Origin of the sequence: Halobellus ordinarius, from assembly GCF_031823395.1 — an archaeon.
Lineage (GTDB): Archaea > Halobacteriota > Halobacteria > Halobacteriales > Haloferacaceae > Haloquadratum > Haloquadratum ordinarius.
This window is the reverse complement of sequence record NZ_JAVQKJ010000009.1, coordinates 196,425-222,398: the sequence shown is the minus strand read 5'-3', so window position 1 is coordinate 222,398 and position 25,974 is coordinate 196,425. Positions and strand designations below refer to the sequence as shown.

Genomic DNA, 25,974 nt, shown 5'->3' with positions numbered 1-25,974 from the left:
GGGGCAAATGGTCGTTTCGGGAGCACCTCACGGAATCTCCGAAGCCGACGGCGAGAATCGAAGAGTGGACCCCACAGAACGCCGACAGCGACGCGTCAGGCGAACAGTTGCCGCGCGTGCTGGATCAGGCGAACAGTTGCCGAGCGTCGTCGACGGCGTCGACGAGCGCGTCGATTTCGTCTTTCGTGTTGTAGATGTAGAACGACGCGCGGGTCGAGGCGGCGACGCCGAGTTTGTCGTGCAGCGGCTGGGTGCAGTGGTCGCCGGCACGGATCGCGACGCCGTGGTCGTTGAGGATGCTCGAGAGGTCGTGTGCGTGGACGCCCTCGAGGTTGAACGCGACGAGGCCGCCGCGTTCGTCGCCCGGCGGGCCGTAGATCTCGATGTCGTCGAAGTCGGTCAGTCGGTCGTAGGCGTACTCCGCGAGCAGTTCCTCGTGAGCCTGCACACGGTCCATCCCGATGTCGTCGAGGTAGTCGATCGCAGCGTGGAGCCCGATCCCCTGGGCGATGACGGGCGTGCCCGCCTCGAATTTCCACGGGAGGTCCTCCCACGTCGAGTCCTCGTAGGTGACGCTTCTGATCATCTCGCCGCCGTAGAGGTACGGCTGCATCTCCTCGAGCAGGTGTTCCTTGCCGTAGAGGACGCCGATCCCGGTCGGGCCGAGCATCTTGTGGCCCGAGAAGGCGAAGAAGTCGGCGTCGATCGCCTCGACATCGACCGGTCGTGTCGGGACCGACTGCGCGCCGTCGACGAAGATGTACGCGCCGTGGTCGTGGGCCAGATCGGCGAGGTCGGCGGCGGGGGTGACCGTCCCGAGGGTGTTCGAGACGTGGACGGCGGACACCATCGCCGTCGAGTCGTCGATCAGTTCCGCCGCGTGGTCCATATCGAGGCGCCCCTCGTCGTCGACGCGGATGTACTCGACGCTGGCGCCCGTCTTCTTTGCGATCTGCTGCCAGGTGACCAGCGAGGCGTGGTGTTCCATCTCGGTCAGCACGACGGTATCGCCGGGGCCGAGTTCCGCGAGGCCCCACGCGTAGGCGACCAGGTTCATCGACTCGGTGGTGTTCTTCGTGAAGATGATCTCCTCGCGGCCCGCGGCGCCGATAAAGTCCGCGACGCGGTCGTGTGCCTTCTCGTAGGCGACCGAGGCTTCCTGGCTCAGGTGGTGGATCCCCCGGTGGACGTTCGAGTTGTAGCCGTAGTAGTAGTCGACGATCGACTCGACGACGGCTTTCGGCGTCTGGCTCGTCGCCGCGTTGTCGAGGTAGACGAGCGGGCGGGTGTCCTCGGCCGTCTCGCCCGGCGTCTCGATGTCGCCGCCGACCTGCCGGTCGAGGATCGGGAAGTCCTCGCGGATGCCCGCAACGTCGATCGGATAAGTTTCCTGGGTTCCCATTGGGACCTCATAGCGGCCCCAGCACTAACACGCCTTCGGTCGTGGCAGGCGATGAGGGGGCCGATCCGGCAGAAGCGTCCCGAGAACCGCCTACGGCGCGTAGTAGTACTCGCCCTGCTTCTTCTGCTTGCGGTCGAGCTGGGACTCCGGCTTGTTGATGCGGGGCCGCTGGGTCCGCTCGTCGCGGCGGAAGGTGATGTCCAGATCCGCGAGGAAGTCGTTCATCCCCGCGCGCATCTCCTGCGGAGCCGTCGCGTGACCGTATTCGGAGGGCTCGCCGTCGAACACCATCAGCCGATCCGCGAGCAGATCGATCATGTAGATGTCGTGGTCGATGACCAGCACCGTCTCGTCGTGGTTCTCGGCGTATCGCCGGATCGCGGTGGTCGCCTGCACCCGCTGCTCGACGTCGAGGTGCGCGGAGGGCTCGTCCATCACGTAGAGGTCGGCGTCCTCGGAGAGACACGCCGCGATGGCGACGCGCTGGCGTTCCCCGCCCGAGAGGTCCTCGAGGTTCCGCTCCATAATCCGGTCGAGCTGGAGCGGCTTGGACACCTCGGTCTTCCAGTAGGAGGTGCCGAAGTCGTCCGTGATCGACGAGAGGAACGTGTCGACGCGCATCGGCTGGTCGATGTCGATGTACTGCGGTTTATACGAGATGTCGAGCTCGAAGTCGAGGTCGCCCTCGTCGGGTTCGAGCGCGCCCGTGAACAGTTTCGCGAGCGTCGACTTCCCGATCCCGTTGGGGCCGACGACGCCCAGTACCTCGGATTCGTAGATCGTTCCGGGGTCGACTTCGAGCGAGAACTCGCCCTCGCCGTAGGACTTCGCGAGCGCCGGGTAGTCGACGAGCGGCGTCGACTTCGAGGTCTCCCGCGGCGCGTGTTCCTGGAACTCGATCTCGCCCGGGCGGATCCGCATATTCTCGTTGGAGAGATAGCCCGTGAGGTACTCGTTGATGCCGTTTCGGACGGACTTCGGGTCCGTGATGACGCCGAACGCCCCGGGTTCACCGTAGGCGACGTGCAGCGAGTCCGCCAGCAGATCCAGGATGGCGAGGTCGTGTTCGACCACCAGCACCGCGCGGTCCTCGTCTTCGGCGAGTTCGCGGATCAGCCGCGCCGCGGTGACGCGCTGGCCGATGTCGAGGTACGGCGACACCTCGTCGAGGAAGTAGAAGTCCCGATCGCGGGCGAGCGTGGCCGCGAGCGCGACCCGCTGCAGTTCGCCGCCGGAGAGCGTATCCAGCGGCTGGTCGACGACGGGGCGGATGCCCAGCCGGTCGATGAGGTCGTCGAGCGCGCCGCGCTCGTCGGTCGACGCGAGCAGTTCGCTCGTCGTCCCGTCGAACTGGTTCGGCAGCTGGTCGACGTACTGAGGCTTCCGGGCGATGGTGACGTCACCGTCCTGCACCCGCTCGATGTACGTCTGCAGTTCCGTCCCGCGGAACCGGTCGAGAACGGTCTCCCACTCCGCCTCCGCCTCGTGGTCGCCGAGGTTGGGGATCATCTCCCCGGCGAGAGCGTGGACGGCGGTGGTCTTCCCGATCCCGTTCGGGCCGAGGATGCCCGTGACGGTGCCCGATTCGGGAACCGGCAGCCCGTAGAGGGCGAAGGTGTTCTCGCCGTAGCGGTGGACCGGATCGTCCTCGAGTTCGGTCGGGAGGTTGATGATCTCGATCGCGTCGAAGGGACACTTCTCGACGCAGATGCCGCAGGTCTCACCCAGACAGATCTCCTCGGAGATGCGGATCTGGTCGGGGTCGCCGTCGAAGGGTTCGTCGTCCTCGTAGTGCTCGCCGCGAGTGACGATACACTCCTGCCCCGTCCGGTTCGGCGGGCAGTAGTTCGCACACTCGTAACTGCAGCGGTCGGGCTGGCATCGATCCAGGTCGACGACCGCGATACTGTCGTCCGCCATCGATTACACCGTGACTCCTTCAGTCAGGAGGACGCCGAAGGTGATGAACCACAGCGTGAACGTCATAAACGCCACGTAGAGGTAGTCCTTGGCGCCGAACTCGGAGATATCGATGCCGACGACGCGCAGAATCGGGAACTGCGCGAGGATCAGCGCCCCGACGAGCAAAAGCGACTGCTGGCTCGCCGCGGCGGCGACGTCGGTCCCGACGAACCTGGCCGACGCCAGCGCGGCAGCGATGCCGGCGAGGCAGGCGAGCGTGGTGACCGTGACTCCCCGGAGGTGATCGGAGAGCCCGCCCTGCGATTCCGTAGCCATACCTACGCTTCCGACACCCGGCGTCAAAAGCCGTTCGTTCCGCCGATGGGGAGTCCGAACCGTCGCGCTCGTGGCGGGTCGCATTCGAAGTGGTTAAAACCGCCACGACGGAAGTAGCGGTAACTCGCTGGTCGGACGGGACGCCAGCGGGCACCCGAGGGATCGGGACGAAATGTGGGTCGGCGTCGAACGCCGCCCGAATCGCAAGCGCCCGTGGTGAACCTATGGCACGAAGCTTCTACTCACACATCAAGGACGCGTGGAAGCAACCCGGCGACGGGAAAGTCGCCGAGTTGCAGTGGCAGCGAAAGCAGGAGTGGCGCGATCAGGGCGCCATCGTCCGCATCGACCGACCGACGCGCCTCGACAAGGCCCGCGAACTCGGCTACAAGGCCAAGCAGGGCATCGTCGTTGCGCGCGTCTCCGTCCGCAAGGGCGGGGCCCGGAAGCAGCGCTTTACCGCCGGCCGCCGCAGCAAGCGGCAGGGCGTCAACCGCATCGGTCGCCGCAAGAGCATCCAGCGCATCGCCGAGGAGCGCGCCGCCCGCAAGTACCCGAACCTGCGGACGCTCGCCTCCTACTGGGTCGGGGAGGACGGCTCCCAGAAGTGGCACGAAGTGATCCTCGTCGATCCCGAGCACCCCGCGATCGAGAACGACGACGACCTCAACTGGATCTGCAGCGACGACCACAAGGGCCGCGCCTTCCGCGGGCTGACCAACGCCGGCCGATCGAACCGCGGCCTCCAGAACCGCGGCAAAGGTGCCGAGCACACGCGACCGAGCGTGTCCGCCGGGCGGAACCGCGGCAAATAGCGACAGCAGGCGCGGCGGTCACCCGCTGCGAGATACCGCATTTCTTTCGCGCACTACTGTCCAGCGACTGCCCTCGGCAGCGTCCGGCGGTCACTCCCGCGGGTCACGATCGGCCCCGGGGTACTCCCCGCCGACGACCTCCCGGTAGAGGCTCTCGGCGTCGAACAGCGTCGCGAACGCGCGCGGGTGCCGCGCGCTGACCGACAGCCGGCTCCCGAGGGTCGCCCCCGCCTTCGCGGAGAGCAGCCGGTCGTCGAAGGAAAGCAGGTGCATCGCCCCCCCGCGGTAGGCGGTAGCCAGCGCCGGATGATCGCCCGCGGGGTGGGAAACGAGATCGACCCACGCAGCGGCGCGTTCGCGCCAGTCCGCCGCCAGATCGGGATCCGCGAGGTTGGCAATCACAGCCTCGGCGTCGGCCAGCAGGCGCTCGCTCGAAAGGAGCGTCGTCCAGGAGTGCGAGCGGAGCGGATCGAGCGCACGGCGGGCGTCGCCACCGACAAGGAGGTCCGCCGCGAGCACGTCGGCGTCGGCGACGACGCGGGCGGGCCCCGACTCGACCGGTGGCGCCGGCCGCTCCTCTGCGGCGTCGGACGCCGCTTGTCGGTCGTCGCGTACGGTCGAAAGTGCCGCCGACACGTCCGGTTCGTCGACGTCCCAGCCGTCGGCACGATCGAAGAGTCGCCGCCACGAGTCCATACATCCGGGAGTGTCTCCCACACCCAAGTATCCTCGCGTTCCACCTGCCAATTCGGGGAAAATCTCCGCGGCGTCTGCCGGTTCCGCAGCCCGAAAGTCTGCCCCCCGTCTGACGCAGTTTTAAGTATGGCACGGCAGACCAAACGACTGGGCGCGCGCCGACGGCCTCAATCAGTTCCCATCCTCCCACACGCGCGCCCGGCACGCGGACGTTGCACCCCGGTGGGCAGGCGTCGTCGTCCCCCGACGGCGCACCCAGCGGTTTTCCCGATCGCTGGCCGCTCGCTGTCGCTCGATGCTCGTCCAGAGAAAGTCAAGTAGCGGCACGGCCGGCCACAGAAGAGCCCGCTACGCGCCCAGTAATGCCGTCTTCGCTCGTTCGAGCCCGTCGTGTTCGACGACGAGCGCGATGCGATCTTTTGGCTCGACGACCGTCCCCGGTAGCGGGATCGTCATCGACTCGCTACGGCGGCCGTGAGCGTAGATCCGGCCGAAGTCGCCGAGGTCGATCTCGTTGACCTTCTGTCCGACCACCGGAGAACCCTCCGGGATCGCGACCGTCGTGAGTCGCAGCCGTTCGGTCAGTTCGTCGATCGCGCTGAAACTCCCGCCGAGCAGCGCCGTCTTCGCGCCCGCGGCCCCGAGCCGCTCGGGGTAGATCACCTCGTCGACGTCCTCCTCGTACTGCTCGTAGATCTCCTCGCGGTAATCCTCGCTGATCCGCATCGCCACGCGGCAGCCGAACTGTTTGCCGATCATACAGGCGGCGAAGTTCGTGTTCGGATCGCCGGTGAGCCCGCCGACTGCGACCGCGTCCGCGACGCCCGCCCGTTTCAGCACCGACTCGTTGCTGCCGTCGCCCTCGACGACCTCGAAACCCGCTTCGCGGGCTCGGTCGGCCTTCTCGGGATCGTTCTCGACGACGACGACGGGGTGGCCCTCCTCGTGGAGGATCCGGGCGGTCCGCGCGCCGACCCGCCCGTATCCGACGATGATGAACGTCATACGCCAACGTAACACACTCGGGGTACAAAAGCGTAGGCCGGGCGGGTCCCCCGGTTCGGGGCGAAGCTATTTGCTGCTCGTTGCGGTTTGTGTACCTATGGAGCACGACGGACCCGAATCGATCCTCCACGAGTGGCACCGGCGGTTCATCGGCCCGGTGACCGACAGCAGCGCCGTCTACGCGGGGTTCGGCCTCTTCTTCGCCGGCGTCGGACTGGTAATCGTCTCGATCACGACGTTCCTGTGGAGCACGGCCTACCCGGCGGGCGAACCGTTCAAGTACGTGTTGCGGGAGTGGGCAGTGACGACCGGCGCGGGCGGTGTGCCGACGGTCCTGCTCGGCGTTACGGTCCTCTTGCCGGTGTCCAGGCGCGTTGACGCGATCGGCGTCGCCGGAGTGGTCGCCTGCATCGTCGCGACCGCGCGGTTCAGACAGGTGTACCCGCAGGCGTGGTACACGTACAGCAGTGAGGTCGTCGGCCTCTACGCGCTCGGCGCGGTGGTCGTCGTCGCGACCGCCGGCACGGCGCTGTCGAGCTATCACGCCGAGCGGACCGGACGACAGATCGCACAGCGGAAACTGGGAGGGGAGGATACGGACGGAACCGCGGACGCGGAGACGGACGTGACAGACGCCGAAGTGCAGGCGGACATCGAGGAGGCGATGTCAGGTGCCGAGATGAACTGGGGCGGGGTCGAGCGAGACAACAACCGGAGGATCACGCTCACGACGCCCGACGAGGAGGACTTCGACCGGCCCGAGGGAGCTGGCGTCGGCGCGAAAGAGACCCGCGGCGGGAGCGTCGACGACGCCGTCGAGGGGCTTCGCGGTCTCCAGGGCGGCGAGCGGAAGACCGAAAGCGGGTCCGGAACCGACGAGCAGGCCAACGCGCTGGCGGAACTCCGGGCGATGCAGGAGGAAAGCGACGAGCGGGACGACCGTGAGGGGTTCGTCGACACGGTCCGCTCGCTGTTTCGGTGAGAGATGAGAGTGGTTCTCCGCTCGCTGTTTCGGTGACGAGCGAGGGTCTTTTCGCACTGAAGATTTTTATCTATGCCTTCAGACGTACGAGTATGGCAAAGGGCTTAGACGTCGGTACGATGAACATCATCTCCTCCAAGCCGGAGGGGAATGGAACGAAGTTCGTCCAGCAGCGCAACTCGTTCGTCGAGATCGAGTACAGCGATATGGCAGAACAGATGCTGTCCCGGAGTGAGGTCCTCCACATCCGAAAGGACGACAAGGTGTACGTCGTCGGTGACGACGCCCTCAACTTCGCGAACATCTTCAACAAGGAGACCCGGCGGCCGATGGAGCAGGGGATCCTCTCCAGCGACGAGGCCTCTGCGATCCCGATGATCAAACTGATCACCGAGCAGGTGATCGGCAAGCCCGAAGAGTCCGACGAGAAGCTGTTCTTCTCCTCGCCGGCGGACCCGATCGACTCGGATCTCTCGACGCTGTATCACCAGAAAACCCTCGAATCGATGCTGGCGGAGACCGGGTTCGATCCGGAGCCGATCAACGAGGGGATGGCCGTGATCTACAGCGAACTGTCGGACAACAACTTCACCGGGCTGGGCGTCTCCTTCGGCGCAGGGATGACGAACGTCTGTCTGGCGTACTACGCCGTGCCGGTGATGAAGTTCTCGATCGCCCGCGGGGGCGACTGGATCGACCGGCAGGCCGCACAGGCGACTGGCACGCCGGTCGACAAGGTGACGTCGATCAAGGAGGACGACTTCACGCTCGATTTCACCACCGACGTCGGCGGCGTCGAGGGCGCGCTCTCGATCTACTACGAGAACCTGCTCGACTACGTGATCGAGCAGATCTCCGCGGAGGTCGACGAGGAGGACATAGAGGAGGACCTCGACGTCCCCGTGGTGGTGACCGGCGGCACCTCGAGCCCCGACGGCTTCGAGGACCTCTTCGCCCAGCACTTCGAGGATATCGACATCCCGTTCACTATCAGTGACGTGCGCAGCGTCGACGATCCGCTCTACAGCGTCGCGCGCGGCGCACTCGTCGCCGCGCGCTCCGAAGAGGAATCCGGCGGCCCAGCCCCCGGTCCCGCCGAGGAGTGAGCCAGCGGAACGAGCGGTCGATCAGCCGGAATTTCCAGCCCCGTCGTCGCTGTCGGGGTCGTCAGCGCCGCTCTCGGCGGTCGCAGCCGAATCTGTCTCGCTTCCGCAGCCGGCCTCCCCCTCGCCAGACTCGTCGTCGGTCGTCGTCTCGTCGCTTTCAGGCTCGGCAGCCACCGCTCCGTCTTCGTCGTCAGATGCCGCTTGTCCGCCCCCGTCGGCGTCTCCCTCGTCTTCGATCTCGTCTGCATCCCCGTCTTCGGTCTCGTCGGCGTCTCCCTCGTCTTCGGTCTCGTCGGCGTCTCCCTCGTCTTCGGTCTCGTTGGCATCCCCATCGTCGCTCCCGTCGCCCTCCCCGTCATCAATTACCTCGGCATCCCCGTCGTCGGCTACTGTGGCGTGAAAACGCGCGAGGGCGTCGTCCCACGTCTCCGTGTTCTCCGGCGGTCGTGTGTGGTCCGACTCGACGTTTGCGTACCGGCAGTGCTCACAGTAGACAGTCTCACGGCCCTCGTTCAGGGAGATCCTGGCGAGCGTTCTGCCACACCGAGGACAGTCCATACGTAGACCTTCGCACACAGCCGTATTGTCTTATCGCCGCACGGGTACCGAACCAGAACCCGCGATTGTCGTACGGCAGACAGCAAGAATCGACGCTGTAGCGGCGTAGAGACCGGAAAATCGGCCAGTTCGGAATCAACAAAATGTGTCAACACGACACGCGGAACGGTCTTACGCTCGGTGCGCGTATTTGTGTCCTATGATGGCCACCACGCACGCCCTCGCGGGCGTTGCACTCGCGACGCTCCTCGGCGTGCTCTTTCCGGAGAGCGCGGCCGGAACGTCAGTGATCCCCATCGCTGCCGCAGCCCTCGGCGGCCTGTTCCCGGACTTCGACCTCTATGCGGGCCACCGGCGGACGCTGCACTTTCCGGTGTACTTCAGCGTCGCCGCCGCCGCGGCCGTCCTCGTCGCGGTCGCCGCGACCGCGTTCGTCCCCGCCGCTGCGCTGATCGCCGTCTCCGTCGCGCTGTTTCTTTCGGCCGCCGCCGTCCACTCGGGGATGGACGCCCTCGGTGGCGGCCTCGAACTGAAGCCGTGGCTCGGCAACTCCGAGCGGGCGGTGTACAGCCACTACCACCGGCGCTGGCTCCGCCCGCGACGCTGGGTCCGCTACGACGGCGCGCCCGAGGACCTCCTCGTGGCCGTCGCCTTCGCCCTCCCCGCCGTCGCCGTCTACGACGGATCGGTCCAGACGGGAGTGCTCGCGGCGGTCGGGGTCTCGGCGGTATACGTCCTGCTGCGGAAGCCGATGGTGATCGTCACCCAGGCGGTCGTCGACGCGCTGCCCGCGTCCGTCGTCACTCGGCTGCCGGCCCGGTTCGTCGAGGACTTCCGATAGCACGGCGAGGGCGCGAAGTCACCAGCAGTGGGAAGCCGCAGGCGGACGGGATTTTTCACCCGCGCCCCCGTCGGGATTCGTATGGACACCCGACGCGTGTTGCTCGTCGACGCTTTCACCGCTGAGCCGCTTTCCGGCAACGCGGCCGGCGTCGTGCCGGCGGCGGACGATCTTTCGACCGACCAGATGCGGGCGATCGCCCGCGAACTCGCCGTCAGCGAGACGGCGTTCGTGCTGCCCTCCGAGACCGCCGACCGGCGGCTCCGGTTCTTTTCGCCGACCCAGGAGGTCGATCTCTGCGGGCACGCGACGATCGCGACGCACGCGCACCTCCGCGAGACCGGGACGATCGAGTCCGGCGACCACACCGTCGAGACCGAAGTCGGCGCCCTCGACATCGAAATCGAATCGGACGGCGTCGTCTGGATGACGCAGAACAATCCCCGGGTCGAGCGGGTCACGGTCGACTACGACCGTCTCGGCGACGCACTGGGAATCGACCCCGCCGCGCTCGAAGATATCGGCGCCGACATCCCGACCGCGGTGGCCTCGACGGGGCTGCCCTTCCTGTTCGTTCCGGTGAACTTCCTGGAGCACCTCGGCGGCGCCGATCCCGATCAGGAAGCCATCGCGGCGCTCGCCGAGGAGGTCGACGCCGCGGGGATCTACGCGTTCACCTTCGACGCGCTGGACGCCGACTCGACGCTGCACGGGCGTGCGTTCGCGCCCGGTGTGGGCATCCCCGAGGATCCGGTCACGGGGACCGCAAGCGGCGCCTGCGGCGCGTACCTGCGCGAGGTTGGCGCCTTCGACGAGTTCCCCGACGAACTGCGGCTGGAGCAGGGACACTTCCTCGATCGACCGGGGACGGTCCGCGTCCGGGTCGGGGCGGACGTCCGGGTCGGCGGCCGCGCGGTGACGTCGCTGGACGGCCGGCTGACGGTCCCCCCGGACGAGGACGACGACATCATCGAGGCCTGAGAACGGGCAAAACAGAACAGCGGCCCGTTCAGCCGATGTACCGCAGGTCGTCGTCGGTCGGCATCCCGCCCTGCTGGTTCTGCATCTCCTGGATCTTCTCGGCGACCTCCTTCATCTCCTCGGCGCGCTCTTCGAGGGTGTCGTAGTCGACGGCGAATCCGACGACGGTTTCGAGCACCTCCAGCACCGCCTGCGCGCTGGTCGGGTCGACGAGGTACCCGCTCGTCTCGCCCATCAGACAGGCCGCCGAGAAGCCGCGGCGGCCGCCGAGGCCGAGGAGCAGGCCGCTCACGCCGACGATGCCGCCCGCGGGCTCGCCCTCGCGGAACGAGACGCCGGCGTCCTCGAGCGCGTCGATGTCGTCGGCGTCGCTGACGGCGCCGAGGACGTCGGGTTCCTCGACGAGTTCGCCGGTCGGGACGCCGCCGAGCGCGTACACGTCCTCGACGTCGAAGGAGTCGGCGACGTCGAGGAACGCGTCCGTGATGTGGTAGTGTCCCGAGTGGGACTGTGCCTGGTGGTCGCCGGTCAAAACCACGAGGTCGCGGTCGCCCGCGTCGACGGCGTGGAACTCGGCGCAGGCCAGGGAGGCGACGCCGTCGTCGTCGACGCCGACTTGCGGGGGAAACTCGTCGGCGTAGACCCGTGCGACGAGGTCGGAGTCGAATTCCTCTAAGAGATGCTCTGCAGCCAACTTGCCGACGTGTCCGACGCCGGGGAGCCCCTCGACGAGCGCCGGATCGCGGAGCGGCGGCTCCGCGAGCGTCTCGATCTCGATGTCTTCCATACCCTCACTCGCGGACGCGGCGTTTAAGAGCGCGTCGGTACTCGCCGTAGGCGTCCTCGGGGTCGAACGGTGCGGGCGCGGAGTTTTCGGTGTCCGCGCCACACTCGGGACACGTCGACCCGAGGGTGTAGACCGGCCGGTCGTGGGTATCAGACCAATCCGAACAGACGCGGATGTCGGATTTCATCGGAACGGGTCGGGAGAAAGAACTACTCCTCGTCTTCGCGTCGCTCGCGGTGGTACTCGGCGGTGCCGCCGTCGGTTTCGATCCGCGTTTTCGCCCGGTCGGCGGCCGATTCGAGGGCGTCCTCGGCGGTCTTGTAGTCGGGCGCCTGGACGCGGATGCGGTACTCCGGAGCGCCGACGTAGGTGACCTCGAGGTCGATCTCCTCGGGAACCTCGTCGTCGTCGCCTTCGGCCGCCTGCAGCGCCTCCTTGATCCGGTCGACGCCGTCGCCGGTCGGACACCGGAGGTCGACGTAGCCCGTCACGTTCACGTACGGAACGGAGACGTTCTGCCGGGCCGTCTGGACGATGGCGTCGACTTCCTCGTCGTCGAGGTCGACATCCTCGAGGGCGTCGGTGCCGTGGATCGCGGCCGTCTCGAAGCCGTCATAGAGCGTCTCGAAGTCCGCGAGGATCGCGTTGGCGATGGCGCTGTAGCGCTCGTCGTCGATATCCTCGCCGAAGGCGATCTCCATCCAGTTGTCGGCCTTCTGTTGGTTTTTCCACTCCTGGATCTTCTCTTTGCGCTGGTGCTCGTTGACGTCCTTGATCGAGAGGTCGATCTGCTGGGCGCTTTCGTCGACGTCGAGCACCTTCGCGACGACCGTCTGTCCCTCGCGGACGTGGTCGCGGACGTTCTTGATCCACCCGCTCGCGACCTCGCTGATGTGACAGAGGCCGCGTTTGTTCTCGTACTCGTCGAGATCGACGAAGACCCCGAAGTCGGTGATCTCGTCGACCTCGCCGACGACGAGTTCGCCCGACTCGGGCCATCCGCTGTACTTCATATATTGGAACCTCCGAAAGGGGAGTTACGCCTCGGCCGAGCGGCGTTCGACCGTCTCGAGAACCTCGCCGTGAATGTCGGCGTCGCCGCCGGTCGGCGTCGCGAGCGTCGTGCCACAGACCGCACAGTTGACCGTCGTCGACGCTTTGCCGAACAGCACCTGTTCGTTGTCGCAGTCCGCACACTGCACGCGGTAGAAGTTTCCTGCCATCGTTACTCCTGGAAGCGGAGGCGACCGGCGCGCCATCCTTCGCGCATGTGAGCTTTCCCGCAGTCCGAGCAGATGTACTTCAGGTGCGTCTTCTTCGTCGGCTTGTCGCCACCGGGGACCTTCGAGAACTTGCCGGCGTTCCCGATGACGGCCTTCCCGCGGCGGGTCTGGCGTGCGTTCCACTTCATTCCGGTCGACCGACCCGTTCGGACCTTCTCGACTTCGTGTTCGTGGTGCCCGTCGCAGTTCGGGCAGTACGTGTTGAATCGGCGTGGCATTTCCATAGATATCGACCTTGTGCGCCATTCGATATCGGCGGTTAAAACCCGTTTGGTTCGCACCGACCGCGAAACGGGGGTTCGGCGGAGTCCAGTCGCGACGCGTCTCCGAAGCGATTAAGCCCCGACTGGGCCAACGACGGGGTATGAAGAAGGTCATCATCCGCGGGGACCCGGGCATCGGTCGCGGCGCGACGATCGAAGTCGACGGCGAGGAACTCGTCTGCTTCGGGATCGACAGACAGAGCGACTACCACGGCGCCGACCGGCCGCAACTGTGGTGTACGGTCGGAACCGAGGACGAACGGGAGACCTTCGAGAAACGCGAGTTCGTCCCGCACTTCCTTGACGTCGTCGCCGTCGACGCGGAGGCGATCACGGTCATCTCCAAACGCGGCTCGTAGGTCGTTTCCGAACGCGGTTCAGAGGGTCGTTTCAGAACCCAGTTCTGAGGAATCATCCGGGCGACCGTCTATCAGCACCGATATCATCGGCTGAAGAACTTGCTATCGGTCGATTTACGGCTGTTTCAGTTATCATTTGTTGTATTCACGAGGATGGACTTATTTGGCGGGTCGATCGAACGGGTGTATGAAGCTGCTCGAAACGTACGAACGGCTCCTGTGGTGGTCGATGGATCTCCTCGGCGTCACCAAATCCGTCAGCCGAAAGGTCCTCGCCGCGATCGGGATCCAGTTCGGGGTGTCCGTCGCTCAGGTAGCCCTCCCGTGGGTCGTCAGCGGGCAGATCCAGACGGCGTTGTCGGCGTTGCTCCTCGTCGGCGCGTTCGTTGCGTTCCTCAACACGCTGTTGATCTTCCGTCGCGACATCGTCGAACCGATCGAGGACCTCTCGACGTCGGCGGCGGCAGTCGCAGCCGGCGATCTCTCGTCGTCGCCGCCGACGAGCGACAGGGAAGACGAAGTCGCACGGCTCGTCGCCGACTTCAACGAGATGCACGAGCACCTCGAACTCGTCGCCGCACAGGCGACGGCGATGGCCGACCGCGACTTCGACGATCCGGTCCTCGACGAGAGGATGCCGGGGGAGTTCGGGGATTCCCTGGACCGGATGGCGACGGATCTCACGGCGCACACCCGCGCGCTCCAGCGGCTCGTCGACGCCTTCGGCGAGGCGACACAGCGTGCCCGCGACGGGGATCTGACGGCGCTCGTCCCCGCCGAGGAACTCGCCGCCGAGGACGACCGCTACGGGGAGGTGGCGCGGTCGTACAACGAGTTCGTCCGCACTCTCTCTGCGACGATTGCGGACGTCAAGGAGTTCGCCGACGAGGTCGCGGCGATGAGCGAGGAGGCGCAGCGAAACGTCCAGCGGGCGACCGAGTCGAGCGAGGCCGTCGCGGCCGCGGTCGACGAGATCGAGGAGGGCGCCGACGAGCAGACCGAACACCTCCAGACGGTCGCCTCCGAACTGTCGACGCTTTCGGCCACCGTCGAGGAGATCGCCGCCTCCGCCGACGAGGTCGCCGGGACGGCCGAACGGGCCGCCGAGCGGGGGCGGGACGGCCGCGACGTCGCGACGACCGCGATGGACGAACTCGACGCCGTCGAGGAACAGATCGACGAGACGGCGACGGCGGTCGAGGAACTGGCCGCGTTGATCGAGGAGATCGACGAGATCGCGGAGTTCATCGACGAGATCGGCTCCCAGACCGACCTGCTCGCGATCAACGCCTCGATCGAGGCGGCCCACGCGGGCGACGCCGGGGACGGGTTCGGCGTCGTCGCCCGCGAGGTCAAGTCGCTGGCGGAGGACACCCGCGAGTCCGCCGACGAGGTCTCCGAACTGATCGAGGAGGTCACCGAGCGCTCAGAAGAGACCCTCGAGACCGTCCGCGAGACCGACGAGCAGGTCGAATCCAGCGTCGACACCGTCGAACGCGCCATCTCCGAGTTCGAGTCGATCGTCGACGACGTCGAGGACATCGACGCGAGCGTCCGGGAGGTCAGCGACGCGACCGACCAGCAGGCGCAGTCCTCGCAGGACGTCTCCGCACGCGTCGACGAGGTCGCGAACATCTCCGAGGAGACCGCCGGGCAGACCAGCGCCGCCGCCGACGACGCCGCCGAGCAGTCCGAGTCCCTCCACGAACTCGAATCGCAGGCGGCCTCGCTCGCCGAGCGCGCGACCGGCCTCGACGACCTGGTCGGCTCCTTCGAGGTTATCGACGGCGAGGGAAGCGGGCCGGGAACGGGACGAGGAGCGGCGGGCGGAGACGGCGCGGCGGCCGGTGGCGACGAAGCAGCCGACGCCGTCGAAGCCGAAAGCGAGTTCGAGTTCGGCACCGACGCCGGGACGAAGCCGAAGCCCGCCTCGTCGGACGACTGATACTGATTACTCTCGGCTCTGACCGCCGAGTGCCGTCGACGGGGATGGCACTCGGCGGGAAACAGTGAGAGTAATCAGTATGACACTGTGAGCAGGTCCGGTTCGAGAGGCGCGTACTGTCGGCCGGGCGTCCGCACGGAATTACATCACGACGGTGCCGTGAAACAGGTGTGTCCGTCGGTATCAGCCGTCGGCAGTCTATATCCTTATCCGTCCGCCGGCCGAATCTGCGGGTATGAAGCTAGTGCCGGACACGAGCGCGGTCATCGACGGCCGCGTCTCCGAGCGGGTGGAGTCGGACGACGAGGAGGTGTCGGTGCTGGTCCCCGAGGCCGTCGTCGGCGAACTCGAATCCCAGGCCAACGACGGGATCGACACGGGCTGGGAGGGGCTCGAAGAGCTCCAGACGCTCGCCGAACTCGCCGACTCGGGGGCCGTCGACGTCCGGTACGTCGGTCGGCGGACGAAGCCCAGCGAATCGACGGGGGCCCACGAGGGCGACATCGACGCGCTGATCCGCGAGATCGCCGAGGAGGAGGGCGGAACACTCCTCACCAGCGACGTGGTGCAGGCGGAGGTCGCGAAGGCGAAGGGAATCGACGTCGAGTACGTCGAACCGCGCGTGCGGGGCTCGGGCGAACTCGTCATCGAGGACTTCTTCGACGAGACGACGATGTCGGTCCACCTCAAGACCGGGACGAAGCCGAAGGCCAAACGCGGCGCCATCGGCGAGATGCGCTACGAGACGATCCGCGACGAGGAGACCGACGAAGCGACGATGAAGGAGTGGGCCGACGACATCGAGAACACCGCCCGCTCGAGCCCCGACGGCTTCCTGGAACTGTCGGAGCCGGGGATGAGCATCGTCCAGTTCCGCGACTACCGGATCGCGGTCGCCAGGCCGCCCTTCGCCGACGGCATCGAGATCACCGCCGTACGGCCGATCGTCAAGACCGACCTGGAGGAGTACGAGTACGCCGACGAACTCAAAGACCGCCTGACCGAGCGGCAGCGCGGCGTCCTCATCTCGGGGGCCCCCGGGGCGGGGAAGTCGACGTTCGCACAGGCGGTCGCGGAGTTCCTCACCGACAGCGACTTCGCGGTCAAGACGATGGAGAAGCCCCGCGACCTGCAGGTCGGCCCGGACATCACCCAGTACACCGCCCTCGGCGGCGAGATGGCGAAGACCGCCGACTCCCTCCTCTTAGTCCGGCCGGACTACACCATCTACGACGAGGTGCGGAAGACCGACGACTTCGGCGTCTTCGCGGACATGCGCTTGGCCGGCGTCGGGATGGTCGGCGTCGTCCACGCCACCCGGGCGATCGACGCGCTCCAGCGGCTCGTCGGCCGCGTCGAACTCGGGATGATCCCGCAGGTCGTCGACACCGTCGTCTACATCGAGGACGGCCGCGTCGACACCGTCTACGACGTCACGACCGAGGTGAAAGTCCCCGAGGGGCTCACCGCCGAGGACCTCGCGCGGCCGGTCATCCAGGTGGCGGACTTCGAGACCGGGCGGCCGGAGTACGAGATCTACACGTTCAACCGCCAGGTCGTCACCGTGCCGCTCGGCGACGGCGAGAGCGAGGAGACCGGCGTCGACCGCCTCGCCCGCCAGGAGATCGAACGCGAGATCCGCTCGATCGCCCGGGGCCACGTCGAGGTCGAACTGAAGAGCCAGAACACCGCGGTCGTCTACGTCGAGGAGGACGACATCTCCTACGTCATCGGCAAGGGCGGCGGGCGCATCTCCGACGTCGAGGACCGTCTCGGCATCGACATCGACGTCCGCACGCACGACGAGAAACCCGATCGCGGCGGGGCGTCGGCCGGCGGATCGGCGGGCGGCGGGGCGGGCCCGTCCGGAACCCCCGGCGGCGACGCCGCCGAGGGCATCGTCGTCACGCCGGAGGTGACCTCCCGGCACGTCGTCATCCGGCTGGACGAACACGTCGGCGAGACCGTCGAGATCCGCGCCGGCGGGGAGTATCTGTTCACCGCCACGGTCGGCCGCGGCGGCGACATCCAGGTCTCCCGCGGGAGCGCCATCGCCGACGAACTCGAAGCCGCGATCGACCGAAGTCAGCAGATCACGGTCCATCCGGCCTGATCGACACAGTTGGGGGCGCCCGTTCCGCGGAACCGGACGATTCTTTTCCCGACCCACACAGAGGTCGGTATGGACACCGATACGCCCCCGGAGGAGGTGCTCGACGAGCTGTTCGCGACGATCGAGGACCGCAAGGAGACGCTGCCGGCCGACTCGTATACGGCCTCGCTTTTCACCCACGAGAAGGGAAAAAACGCCGTCTTAGAGAAGCTCGGCGAGGAGACGACCGAGGCGATCCTCGCCGCGAAAGACGACGACCGGGACGAACTGTTGGCCGAGAGCGCGGATCTGGTCTACCACCTGCTCGTGTTGCTCGCGATGGAGGACGCCACGCTGGAGGATCTCCAGATGGAACTGCGGGATCGGTTCTGATCGATCCTCGATCAACGCAGATTCACCCCTGGCGGAGGTGGTCACAGGGACAATTCTTAGGTACTACGGCCCGTAGTACCGAGTATGAGTACCGAGAACGACACCGAGAGCGAGACGACCCGTATCACCCGGAAAGGACAGGTCACCATCCCGAAACGACTCCGCGAAGAGTTCGGTCTCGAAGAAGGTGATGAAGTCCGTTGGGAGAAGACTGAGGACGGCATCAGGGTGCGGAAGGCGACCCGATCGGCTGGTCGCGGGATGCTCGTCGACGACGACATCCCCGAGGAGAAGCGAGAGGAAATGGCCGAAGAGATGGAAGTCGAGATCCGTGAGAAGCGACGTACGGAGTGGCAGCCGTGACCCAGTACACTGTCGACGGCGTGGCGATGGCCCGGTATCTCGTCGACCGGCTCCCTCCAGCTGCAGACGAAGTTTTCGAACAGGCCGAGCAGGGCGTCGACGTGATCGAAGCGCCGACGGTTGCGGTGAGCGAAGCTATCTGGACGGCGGTCAACAAGGGAAAGATCGCCGGCGTCGAGGTCGACACGACACCGAACGCGGTGCTTCGCGGACTCGTGAACGACGGTCCCGTACAGATTGCTTCTACCGACGAGCAGGATCTCGCCGTGTTCGGGAGTCTCATCGATCACTACACGCTGCACGACGCCCTGCTCATCGCGAACCACCGGGTGCGCGGCACCGAGGCGATCGTGACGAACGACAAAGCGTTCACCGGCGAGAAAACAGTGTGGCGGTGAGACGGCTTATAGGGATTATCGTAACTGTTCATAGATTCTCGCGGCCCCGTCCGGACAGAATTCTATGAGGACTTACGATAATCCCTATTACGTCCCCCCGACCGACGCGTCGTGCTCGCGCACCGACGGCGCAACCGCGAGCGAAAGCATACCCACCGACTGGACGAGATTGACGTACTGAAGCCGTTCGCCGAACCCGAGCACGAACCCCTCGACGATCGCCCACGTCCCGAGGAGGATCGCGACGGCGATTGCGCCGCCGCGGGCCCACGAGCGACCGTCGTACAGTCCGGCGGCGACGACGAGCGGGAGAACGCCCAGCGCGACGAACAGAAAGAGTCCGGGCAGCAGGAAGGTCTCGACCGGCGTCGGCGCCAGCACCGACGTCGGCACGCCGATGATCGCCCCCGACGGCGACAGCAGGAACTGGCCGCCGCCGAGGAGCCCCCGGACGCCGAGGACACCCAGCAGGGCGATCAGGAGCCACAGCGCGAGCGGTCGCTCGGTCGAATCGCCCAGCATCAGGAGAGTGTCCGCGGGCCCGACGGAAGAAGCCACCTCTCGGAAGTGCCAGCCGGCGGCTACCTGAACGAGACGCCGAGATCCGAGAGCCCGTCGTTGTGCTCTGTGACGTTGATCAAAAGCGGCGTCAGCGACTCGACCTCCGCGGCGTTCGCCAGCCCGCCGGCGTCGAGTGCGCGGAGGCCGTCGATGTCCTCGGCCAGGCCCGCGACGCGGTCCTTCGAGGCCGGGTCGTCGCCGACGAGCAGCGTGTCGATGCCGAGCTCCGCGTCGAGATCCGCGAGTCGGCCGGCCGCAAGGTTGTGGAACGCGCCGACGACCGGGACGCCTTCGGGCGCCGCGTCGGCGACGAGTTCGGTCACGCTGCCGGCGCTCGGCAGGTGGGCGTGGAACCCGTCCTCGTCGCGCTGCATCCCCGCGGCGGGCGTGACGAGCACGTCGTCGCCGTCCAGAGAGTCTGCGACCGAGTCGACCGTGTCCGCGACGTGGTACGGGGGCACCGCGAGCACGACGACGTCGGCGCGGTCGGCCGCCATCCCGTTCCGAAAGCCGGTGAGCTTCCGCTCGCGACCGTGCGCCGAAAGCGTCGCCGCGTACTCGTCGGCCGCTGCGTGTGCGTCGTCGGGATCCCGGGAGCCGATCACGACGTCGTGGTCCGTGTGATATCCCCACCGGAGTGCCAGCCCCTCGCCGACGTCGCCGGTCCCGCCCAGGAGTGCGATTCGCATAGGCGAGCGTGGGGAGGCGACGCGGTAAAGCATTGTGTGACCGGGTACCCCTGCCGGTGTTCCGGGCGTCCGTCTGGCGGCAAACAGAACGAGGCTCCGCCGTCACGGTGCGCTACGCCCCGTCGGCCGCAGCCGGAACGTACACTACCAGGAATCCGAGGAGCGGCGCGACGACGAGCGTCCCCAAGAGGATAGCGGTCCGGATCGGCGTCTCCGGCGGTAGCAACTGCCACAACCCCAGCCCGAGCGCGTCGACGACGAGCACGACGGCCACGAACCGGAGGAAGTTCGCTCGGACGTCGCTCCCGGCTGCGTCAACCATTGGATCTCCGGTCTCTCACTCCCCTTCGAACACCAGCGCGGGGAGGTCGTTCACGGACTCGACGACGGCGGTCGCGCCCACGGATTTGAACGCCTCTCGGCCGGACTCGCCGGTCAGGCCGCCGGTCAGGACGCCGATCCCGTGGTACGTCCGGTCGGGATCTGCCGCCGCGGCGTTGACCGCCGTCTTCACGTCGTCGAGGGTGTCGCCCGCGAAGACGACCGTCTCGGCGTCGAAGCGGTCGGCGAGCGTCGTCAGCGCCTCGGGGCTGGGCTTGCCGTCCGTCCAGTCGTCCATCGTGAACCGGTGCTCGTCGGGAACTGAGAGCCCGACGCGATCGAGCGCGATGTCGGCCTCTGCGGCCGGTCGACCGGTGAGTACTCCCACGGCGGCGGCGGACCGCAGCCGGTCGAGTGTCTCGGACTCGATCAACACTGGTTCGTCGTGGATGTACCCCGCCGTCTCGAACGGGGGGTCGCCGCCTTCCAGTTCGCGGTAGAGGTCGGTGCCGAGGTAGAGTGCCTGGAAGGCCTCGCGGAGTCCCTCGCGGTCCCAGTCCTCGCGGACGGCCGTGAGATCGGCCTCGTCGAGGTGGTCGGCCGCGACCGACTCGGCGGCGTCGAGGCCACCGCCCGCCGCTGCGATCCGGTCGGTGAACGTCGACAGCGCGATCGGGTCGCGCTCGTCGACGAGGACGTACAGCGCCGCCGCGTGGGTGACGTCCCAGTCGTTGTTGAACCCGCCCGCGTCCTTGAACCGCTGGACGTCCTCGCGGTCGATCGTCCGGCCGTACAGTCGCTCGACGGACTCCACGATCGCGCGTCGGTAGGAGTCGGCGACGTCGAGGAGCACCCCGTCGATGTCGAGCACGACCGCGTCTGCGTGCATACTCGTAGCGGACCGGCGGCCGACCTTAGCGTTGTCCTTTCGGCGCGCTGTGAGAGCGCAGGGAATCAGCCGCGACCGAGTTAGGAGATATTTTACCGTGGGATCGCCAGAGGGTAGGTATGGACTACGACCCGCAGGAACTCGAACGGCGGTGGCGCGAGCGGTGGGCCGACGAGGGTCGCTACGAGGCCGATCCCGCCGACGCGGCGGGCGGCGGCGACGCCGACGAGGACCCGACGTTCATCACCGTCCCCTATCCCTACCCCAGCGGCGGGATGCACATCGGTCACGCCCGGACGTACACCGTCCCCGACGTCTACGCCCGGTACCGCCGCCAGCGCGGCGACAACGTGCTCTTTCCGATCGCCTGGCACGTCACCGGCACGCCGATCATCGGCGCGGTCGAGCGGCTGAAAAAGCGCGAGGAAGGCCAGATGTCGGTCCTCAGAGACACCTACAACGTCGCCGAGGACACCCTCGAAGACCTGGAGACGCCGATGGGTTACGCCCGCCACTTCATCGAGGACCACTACAAAAAGGGGATGCAGGACCTCGGGCTCTCGATCGACTGGCGGCGGGAGTTCACCACGAACGACGAGCGGTACTCGCAGTTCATCACCTGGCAGTACGAGACGCTCAGAGAGCGCGGCCTGCTGGAGAAGGGCCTCCACCCCGTCAAGTACTGCACCAACGAGGAACAGCCGGTCACCACCCACGATCTGCTGGAGGGCGAGGAGGCCGAGTTCCAGGAGTACACGCTGATCCGCTTCGGGCACGGCGACACGATCGTCCCGATGGCGACGCTCCGCCCCGAGACGGTCCGCGGCGTGACGAACGCCTACATCGACCCCGACGCCGACTACGTGATCGCCGACGTCGACGACGAGGAGTGGTTCGTCTCCGCGCCGGCGATCGAGAAACTCCAGCTTCAGGGCCGGGACGTGGTGCCGAAACGCACCGTCTCGGGCGAACACCTGGTCGGCGAGCGCGTCACCAACCCGATCACCGGCGACGAGGTGCTCGTCCTGCCCGCCGAGTTCGTCGACGCCGAGAACGCGACCGGGGTCGTGATGTCCGTCCCGGCGCACTCGCCGGACGACTACATCGCGCTGCAGGAGGCGAAAGCCGACGACGAGCGGCTGGCCGAATACGGGATCGATCCCGCCGAGGTCGACGCGATCGACCCGGTGCCGATCCTCTCGGTCGAGGGCTACGGGGAGATTCCGGCGAAGACAGCGGTCGAGGACGCCGGGATCGACTCCAGCGTCGACCCCGAACTCGAGGAAGTCACCCGGGAACTGTACAACAGCGAGTTCCACAGCGGCCGGCTCAACGAGGAGTACGGCGAGTTCGCCGGCGAGGTCGTCGAGGACGTCCGCGGGAAGTTCCGCGATGCCCACCGCGAGTCCGGCGCCTTCGGGACGATGCAGGAGTTCTCCGAGGAGGTCGTCTGCCGCTGCGGCGGCGACGTCGTCGTCGCCGAGCAGGACACCTGGTTCCTGCGCTACAACGACGAGGACTGGAAGCGGAAGGCCCACGACGCCGTCGCGCGGATGGAGGCGATCCCGGAGAACACCCGCGGCGAGTACGATCACACGATCGACTGGCTGAACGAGTGGCCATGTATCCGGAACTACGGGCTGGGAACTCGGCTCCCGTGGGACGACGAGTTCGTCATCGAGCCGCTGTCGGACTCGACGATCTACATGGCCTACTACACCATCGCCCATCGCCTGCAGGAGATCCCCGTCGAGGACCTCGATCGGGACTTCTTCGACGCGCTGTTCTACGGCGCCGATGCCGTCGACGATCCGGACGAGCGCGCGCTCGAACTCCGCGAGGAGTGGCAGTACTGGTATCCGGTCACCTATCGCTTCTCCGCGAACGACCTCATCTCGAATCACCTCACGTTCTATCTGTTCCACCACTCGGAGCTGTTCGACCCCGACGAGTGGCCCGAGGGGATCGTCATCATGGGGATGGGCTTGCTTGAGGGCGAGAAGATGTCCTCCTCGAAGGGCCACGTCGTCCTCCCCGGCGCGGCGATCGAGGACTACGGCGCCGACACGGTACGCTTCTTCCTGCTCAACTCCGCGGAACCGTGGCAGGATTACGACTGGCGCGCCGAGCAGGTCGGCGCCGTCCGGGACCAACTCGAGCGCTTCTGGAACCGGGCCTCGGACGTCATCGAAGAACCCGGCCCCGACGAGCGCCCGGAGCTTGCGACTGCGGACCGCTGGCTTCTCTCCCGCCTCCAGCGCACCGTCGCCGAGGTCACCGAGGCGATGGAGGGCTCGGAGACCCGGACGGCGAGTCAGGCCGCCTTCTACGACTTCGAGGAGGACCTGCGGTGGTACCGCCGCCGGACGGACCGCACCCGGCCGGCCGCCCGCTGGACGCTCCGGGAGACCCTCGAAACCCGGCTTCGGCTGCTCGCGCCGTTCGTGCCATTCCTCACGAACGAACTCCACGAGGAGTTGACGGGGACGCCCGCCGAGGACGCGCCGTGGCCCGAAGTCGACGAGGACCTGCTCGATCCCGGAATCGAGGCCGCCGAGACGCAGGTCGAGCGCCTCGTCGACGACATTCAGGGGATCCAGCAGTCCCTGCGAAACGCCGAGGAGGACGTGCCCGAGGCCGACCCCGACCGGGTCCGGATCACGGTCGCCGCCGACTGGAAACACGAGGTATTCGGCACGGTCGCCGAGGTCGGCACCAATCAGGGACAGGTGATGAGCGAGGTGATGCAGAATCCCGACCTCCGCGAGCGCGGGGACGCCGTCAACGACCTCGTCTCGGAACTGATCGAGTTCGCCCGCGGCCGCGACGACGAACTCGCGGCGCTGGCAGATATCGACGAACGAGACGCATACGAGCGGGCCGCGGACTTCCTCGGCAGCGAGTTCGACGCCGAGATCGTCGTCGAACGCGAGGGCGACGACGCCGACGAGCAGGGCGCCGTGCCGTTCCGGCCGGCGATCGAACTCGAAGCGGCGTAGTCAACTCCATCCCCGGTCAGGATCCCGGGTCAATCCTGAAACAGCCGAGCCAGAATCCGATGCCGACGGGGCGAACCAGCCCTATCCGGCCGCAGTTCGGGCGTCGGTTGCCCCCGCGCGCGACCCGACTCACGAAGGTTTATCACCGTTCGACATCTCAAACGTGACGATGGCAGAGGCAGAACAGGAGAGTCTCGGCGACCTCCCACCGAGTGCGAAGTTGGTCTTCAAGGTGCTCGAATACAACGGCCCCCTGACCCAGAAGGGGATCGTCCAGGAGTCGATGCTTTCGGCTCGGACGGTCCGGTACGCGCTCGAACGGCTCGAAGGGATCGACGTCGTCGACGAGGACGTTTACTTCGCGGACGCACGACAGAACCTCTATCAGCTCACCGACGCCGCGCCGGACACCCACCCCGCAGAGAGCGAGGCCGACGAGGCGGAAGCCTGCTGCGCCGAGTGACGGCCTCGGCCGATCGGCCGGCAGGCCGGCGTTCCCGCAGTTTTCGGGCTGTCGAGTCGCGCTTTTAGTCGCTTGGACTCGCATCTGAGCGATAATCAGCCCCGTTCGCGGTATCCTTCGTTTCTCACCGGACAGCGTGCGATCCGTGCGAGTAATCAGTTACGACCGTGAACACCGGGATATGACCGCAGAACGCTGGTGGGTCAGGCTGGCTGCCCGGTGGTTAGCCCGGATCGACGGTGTCTCCGGGATGGTCCGACTGGCGATGCTCGGGATGACTGGACTCTCGACGGCGACGCTGACGCTTCGACAGTACGGCCACGGCGAGTATGCGTGGCCGTTGATCGGCGTAACCCTCGCCGGGACGGTGGTCTTCACGTACCTCTACACGGAGGGGGGCGTCTGGAACCAGATGTCCCGCGACCGGCAGGATCTCTCGAACAACTTCGCGAACCCCTCGATGCGGATGAACAACGAACTCCTCGCGCGGGCGGTGTTGGCTGCCCAGGAGAAACGGGAGCTCACCGACGCCGAGCGCGAGGCTATCAAATCGGAGTTGAACGCGGGGTTCGACGAGTACCGCGACGGGATTGAGCTGGAACAGTTCGAGTAGCAGCCACAAACGGTGCCGCCGCAGGTGAAGTTATCCCGATCCGGGATAGAATACGAGTATGTCACTCTCACTCGACTCCACGCAGTTGGATCGGTACTCCAGACACATCATTATGGACGAGGTCGGCCCCGAGGGACAAAAGCGACTGTTGGACGCGGCTGTCCTCGTCGTCGGTGCCGGCGGGTTGGGCTCGCCCGTCATCCAGTATCTCGCGGCCGCTGGCGTCGGCAGGCTCGGAATCGTCGACGACGACGTCGTCGAGCGGAGCAACCTCCAGCGGCAGATCGTCCACGGCGACGGCGACATCGGGCGGCCGAAGGTCGAAAGCGCCGCGGAGTTCGTCGCGGATCTGAACCCCGACGTGAGCGTCGAGACCTACGAAACGCGGCTGTCGAAGGAGAACGTCGCCGACGTCGTCCCGGGACACGACGTCGTCGTCGATGCCTCCGACAACTTCCCGACCCGGTATCTGCTGAACGACTTCTGTCGGCTCCGGGAGATTCCGATCGCTCACGGCTCGATCTACAAGTTCGAGGGGCAGTTGACGACGCTCGTGCCCGGCGGGCCGTGTTACCGGTGTCTCTTCCCCGAAGCACCAGAGCCGGGGACGGTCCCGGACTGTGCCACCACGGGCGTTCTCGGCGTCCTCCCGGGGACAGTGGGCTGCATTCAGGCGACGGAGGCCGTGAAACTCGTGTTGGACGCGGGCGAGAGGCTGGAGGGCCGGCTGCTCTTCTACGACGCGATGGATCTGACCTTCGAGACGGTGCCGTATCAGCAGAACCCCGAGTGTCCGGTCTGCGGCGACGACCCGATCGACTCGATCGACGACGTCGAGTACAGCGCGGTGTGTGCGATCGGCGCGGACTGATACTGATTACTCTCACTGTTTACCGCTGAGCGCCGTCGCCGGGGGTGCGCTCTGCGGGAAG

At 66.8% G+C, this 25,974-nt stretch carries 30 protein-coding genes; 15 read left to right on the top strand and 15 right to left on the bottom strand.

Translation table 11 applies throughout. The features are described from left to right. Positions 1 to 124 precede the first annotated feature (124 nt). From sufS to RJT48_RS15035, 3 genes are all read right to left on the bottom strand, one after another. Positions 125 to 1,402 (bottom strand): bifunctional cysteine desulfurase/selenocysteine lyase SufS, encoded by a 1,278-nt coding sequence (gene sufS / locus RJT48_RS15045; RefSeq protein ID WP_311173162.1) that lies wholly within the window; start codon positions 1,400 to 1,402, stop codon positions 125 to 127. A gap of 90 nt (positions 1,403 to 1,492) precedes the next feature. After that, positions 1,493 to 3,322, bottom strand: a complete 1,830-nt coding sequence (locus RJT48_RS15040; protein WP_311173161.1) for a ribosome biogenesis/translation initiation ATPase RLI — start codon at positions 3,320 to 3,322, stop codon at positions 1,493 to 1,495. 3 nt (positions 3,323 to 3,325) lie between these two features. Then, the gene (locus RJT48_RS15035; RefSeq protein ID WP_311173160.1) at positions 3,326 to 3,640 is read right to left on the bottom strand and encodes an EMC6-like membrane protein; all 315 of its coding nucleotides are present in this window, start codon (positions 3,638 to 3,640) and stop codon (positions 3,326 to 3,328) included. Positions 3,641 to 3,864: 224 nt separating this feature from the next. Between RJT48_RS15035 and RJT48_RS15030 the strand changes: the two genes are divergently transcribed. Next, positions 3,865 to 4,455 carry a 50S ribosomal protein L15e gene (locus RJT48_RS15030; protein WP_311173159.1) on the top strand — a complete coding sequence of 197 codons (591 nt, stop codon included), beginning with the start codon at positions 3,865 to 3,867 and terminating at the stop codon, positions 4,453 to 4,455. Positions 4,456 to 4,545: 90 nt separating this feature from the next. On the opposite strand, the gene RJT48_RS15025 is transcribed toward RJT48_RS15030, so the two are convergent. Then, a complete protein-coding gene (locus tag RJT48_RS15025) occupies positions 4,546 to 5,151 on the bottom strand; it encodes a DUF7384 family protein (protein WP_425604724.1) in 606 nt (201 codons plus the stop codon). A gap of 348 nt (positions 5,152 to 5,499) precedes the next feature. Next, positions 5,500 to 6,156, bottom strand: coding sequence for a potassium channel family protein (locus RJT48_RS15020; RefSeq protein ID WP_311173158.1), 657 nt, complete (start codon positions 6,154 to 6,156; stop codon positions 5,500 to 5,502). A gap of 97 nt (positions 6,157 to 6,253) precedes the next feature. Between RJT48_RS15020 and RJT48_RS15015 the strand changes: the two genes are divergently transcribed. Further along, entirely contained in the window at positions 6,254 to 7,138 is an 885-nt protein-coding gene (locus RJT48_RS15015; protein WP_311173157.1) for a cell division protein CdpA domain-containing protein, read from the top strand. 92 nt (positions 7,139 to 7,230) lie between these two features. Continuing rightward, the gene (locus tag RJT48_RS15010; protein ID WP_311173156.1) at positions 7,231 to 8,244 is read left to right on the top strand and encodes a disk-shape morphogenesis protein volactin; all 1,014 of its coding nucleotides are present in this window, start codon (positions 7,231 to 7,233) and stop codon (positions 8,242 to 8,244) included. Positions 8,245 to 8,265: 21 nt separating this feature from the next. Here RJT48_RS15010 and RJT48_RS15005 read toward each other — a convergent pair whose 3' ends face one another. After that, positions 8,266 to 8,802 (bottom strand): zinc finger domain-containing protein, encoded by a 537-nt coding sequence (locus tag RJT48_RS15005; protein WP_311173155.1) that lies wholly within the window; start codon positions 8,800 to 8,802, stop codon positions 8,266 to 8,268. A 199-nt stretch (positions 8,803 to 9,001) separates the two neighbouring features. On the opposite strand from RJT48_RS15005, the gene RJT48_RS15000 reads away from it, so the two are divergent. Both RJT48_RS15000 and RJT48_RS14995 read left to right on the top strand, forming a co-directional pair. Then, complete coding sequence (locus tag RJT48_RS15000) at positions 9,002 to 9,643, top strand: metal-dependent hydrolase (protein ID WP_311173154.1); 642 nt, start codon at positions 9,002 to 9,004, stop codon at positions 9,641 to 9,643. Between the two features lie 81 nt (positions 9,644 to 9,724). Further along, entirely contained in the window at positions 9,725 to 10,624 is a 900-nt protein-coding gene (locus tag RJT48_RS14995; protein ID WP_311173153.1) for a PhzF family phenazine biosynthesis protein, read from the top strand. A gap of 28 nt (positions 10,625 to 10,652) precedes the next feature. Here the strand turns inward: RJT48_RS14995 and RJT48_RS14990 are convergent, their stop codons facing one another. The 5 genes from RJT48_RS14990 to RJT48_RS14970 are packed head-to-tail and all read right to left on the bottom strand — an operon-like array spanning position 10,653 to position 12,918. Further along, complete coding sequence (locus RJT48_RS14990) at positions 10,653 to 11,411, bottom strand: proteasome assembly chaperone family protein (RefSeq protein ID WP_311173152.1); 759 nt, start codon at positions 11,409 to 11,411, stop codon at positions 10,653 to 10,655. Between the two features lie 4 nt (positions 11,412 to 11,415). Further along, a complete protein-coding gene (locus RJT48_RS14985; protein WP_311173151.1) occupies positions 11,416 to 11,598 on the bottom strand; it encodes an RNA-protein complex protein Nop10 in 183 nt (60 codons plus the stop codon). 22 nt (positions 11,599 to 11,620) lie between these two features. Continuing rightward, on the bottom strand, positions 11,621 to 12,424 hold the full coding sequence (locus tag RJT48_RS14980; RefSeq protein WP_311173149.1) for a translation initiation factor IF-2 subunit alpha: 804 nt from the start codon (positions 12,422 to 12,424) through the stop codon (positions 11,621 to 11,623). 24 nt (positions 12,425 to 12,448) lie between these two features. Beyond that, entirely contained in the window at positions 12,449 to 12,634 is a 186-nt protein-coding gene (locus RJT48_RS14975; RefSeq protein WP_311173148.1) for a 30S ribosomal protein S27e, read from the bottom strand. Positions 12,635 to 12,636: 2 nt separating this feature from the next. Next, a complete protein-coding gene (locus RJT48_RS14970; RefSeq protein ID WP_188786109.1) occupies positions 12,637 to 12,918 on the bottom strand; it encodes a 50S ribosomal protein L44e in 282 nt (93 codons plus the stop codon). Positions 12,919 to 13,058: 140 nt separating this feature from the next. Between RJT48_RS14970 and RJT48_RS14965 the strand changes: the two genes are divergently transcribed. From RJT48_RS14965 to RJT48_RS14940, 6 genes are all read left to right on the top strand, one after another. Further along, on the top strand, positions 13,059 to 13,316 hold the full coding sequence (locus RJT48_RS14965) for an HAH_0734 family protein (protein WP_311173147.1): 258 nt from the start codon (positions 13,059 to 13,061) through the stop codon (positions 13,314 to 13,316). Positions 13,317 to 13,503: 187 nt separating this feature from the next. Then, a complete protein-coding gene (locus RJT48_RS14960) occupies positions 13,504 to 15,261 on the top strand; it encodes a methyl-accepting chemotaxis protein (RefSeq protein WP_311173145.1) in 1,758 nt (585 codons plus the stop codon). 235 nt (positions 15,262 to 15,496) lie between these two features. Then, positions 15,497 to 17,374, top strand: a complete 1,878-nt coding sequence (locus tag RJT48_RS14955) for a PINc/VapC family ATPase (RefSeq protein ID WP_311173144.1) — start codon at positions 15,497 to 15,499, stop codon at positions 17,372 to 17,374. Positions 17,375 to 17,443: 69 nt separating this feature from the next. After that, on the top strand, positions 17,444 to 17,746 hold the full coding sequence (gene hisE, locus RJT48_RS14950) for a phosphoribosyl-ATP diphosphatase (protein WP_311173143.1): 303 nt from the start codon (positions 17,444 to 17,446) through the stop codon (positions 17,744 to 17,746). A gap of 84 nt (positions 17,747 to 17,830) precedes the next feature. Further along, complete coding sequence (locus tag RJT48_RS14945) at positions 17,831 to 18,109, top strand: AbrB/MazE/SpoVT family DNA-binding domain-containing protein (RefSeq protein ID WP_311173142.1); 279 nt, start codon at positions 17,831 to 17,833, stop codon at positions 18,107 to 18,109. Further along, on the top strand, positions 18,106 to 18,507 hold the full coding sequence (locus RJT48_RS14940) for a hypothetical protein (protein WP_311173141.1): 402 nt from the start codon (positions 18,106 to 18,108) through the stop codon (positions 18,505 to 18,507). The genes RJT48_RS14945 and RJT48_RS14940 overlap by 4 nt, the downstream gene beginning before the upstream one ends. An 87-nt stretch (positions 18,508 to 18,594) precedes the next feature. Here the strand turns inward: RJT48_RS14940 and RJT48_RS14935 are convergent, their stop codons facing one another. The 4 genes from RJT48_RS14935 to RJT48_RS14920 form a co-directional block, all read right to left on the bottom strand. Continuing rightward, positions 18,595 to 19,029 carry a hypothetical protein gene (locus RJT48_RS14935; RefSeq protein ID WP_311173140.1) on the bottom strand — a complete coding sequence of 145 codons (435 nt, stop codon included), beginning with the start codon at positions 19,027 to 19,029 and terminating at the stop codon, positions 18,595 to 18,597. Positions 19,030 to 19,088: 59 nt separating this feature from the next. Further along, on the bottom strand, positions 19,089 to 19,757 hold the full coding sequence (gene npdG, locus RJT48_RS14930; RefSeq protein ID WP_311173139.1) for an NADPH-dependent F420 reductase: 669 nt from the start codon (positions 19,755 to 19,757) through the stop codon (positions 19,089 to 19,091). Positions 19,758 to 19,869: 112 nt separating this feature from the next. After that, the gene (locus RJT48_RS14925; RefSeq protein ID WP_311173138.1) at positions 19,870 to 20,079 is read right to left on the bottom strand and encodes a hypothetical protein; all 210 of its coding nucleotides are present in this window, start codon (positions 20,077 to 20,079) and stop codon (positions 19,870 to 19,872) included. A gap of 15 nt (positions 20,080 to 20,094) precedes the next feature. Further along, entirely contained in the window at positions 20,095 to 20,967 is an 873-nt protein-coding gene (locus tag RJT48_RS14920) for a TIGR01548 family HAD-type hydrolase (protein ID WP_311173137.1), read from the bottom strand. Between the two features lie 119 nt (positions 20,968 to 21,086). Here RJT48_RS14920 and leuS point away from each other — a divergent pair, with 119 nt between their 5' ends. The 4 genes from leuS (at position 21,087) to ubaA (ending at position 25,913) form a co-directional block, all read left to right on the top strand. Then, the gene (leuS, locus tag RJT48_RS14915; protein ID WP_311173136.1) at positions 21,087 to 23,966 is read left to right on the top strand and encodes a leucine--tRNA ligase; all 2,880 of its coding nucleotides are present in this window, start codon (positions 21,087 to 21,089) and stop codon (positions 23,964 to 23,966) included. 169 nt (positions 23,967 to 24,135) lie between these two features. Next, positions 24,136 to 24,429, top strand: a complete 294-nt coding sequence (locus RJT48_RS14910; protein ID WP_311173135.1) for a helix-turn-helix domain-containing protein — start codon at positions 24,136 to 24,138, stop codon at positions 24,427 to 24,429. Between the two features lie 181 nt (positions 24,430 to 24,610). Further along, positions 24,611 to 25,042, top strand: a complete 432-nt coding sequence (locus RJT48_RS14905) for a hypothetical protein (RefSeq protein ID WP_311173134.1) — start codon at positions 24,611 to 24,613, stop codon at positions 25,040 to 25,042. Between the two features lie 58 nt (positions 25,043 to 25,100). After that, complete coding sequence (gene ubaA / locus RJT48_RS14900) at positions 25,101 to 25,913, top strand: SAMP-activating enzyme E1 (protein ID WP_311173133.1); 813 nt, start codon at positions 25,101 to 25,103, stop codon at positions 25,911 to 25,913. Positions 25,914 to 25,974 lie beyond the last annotated feature (61 nt).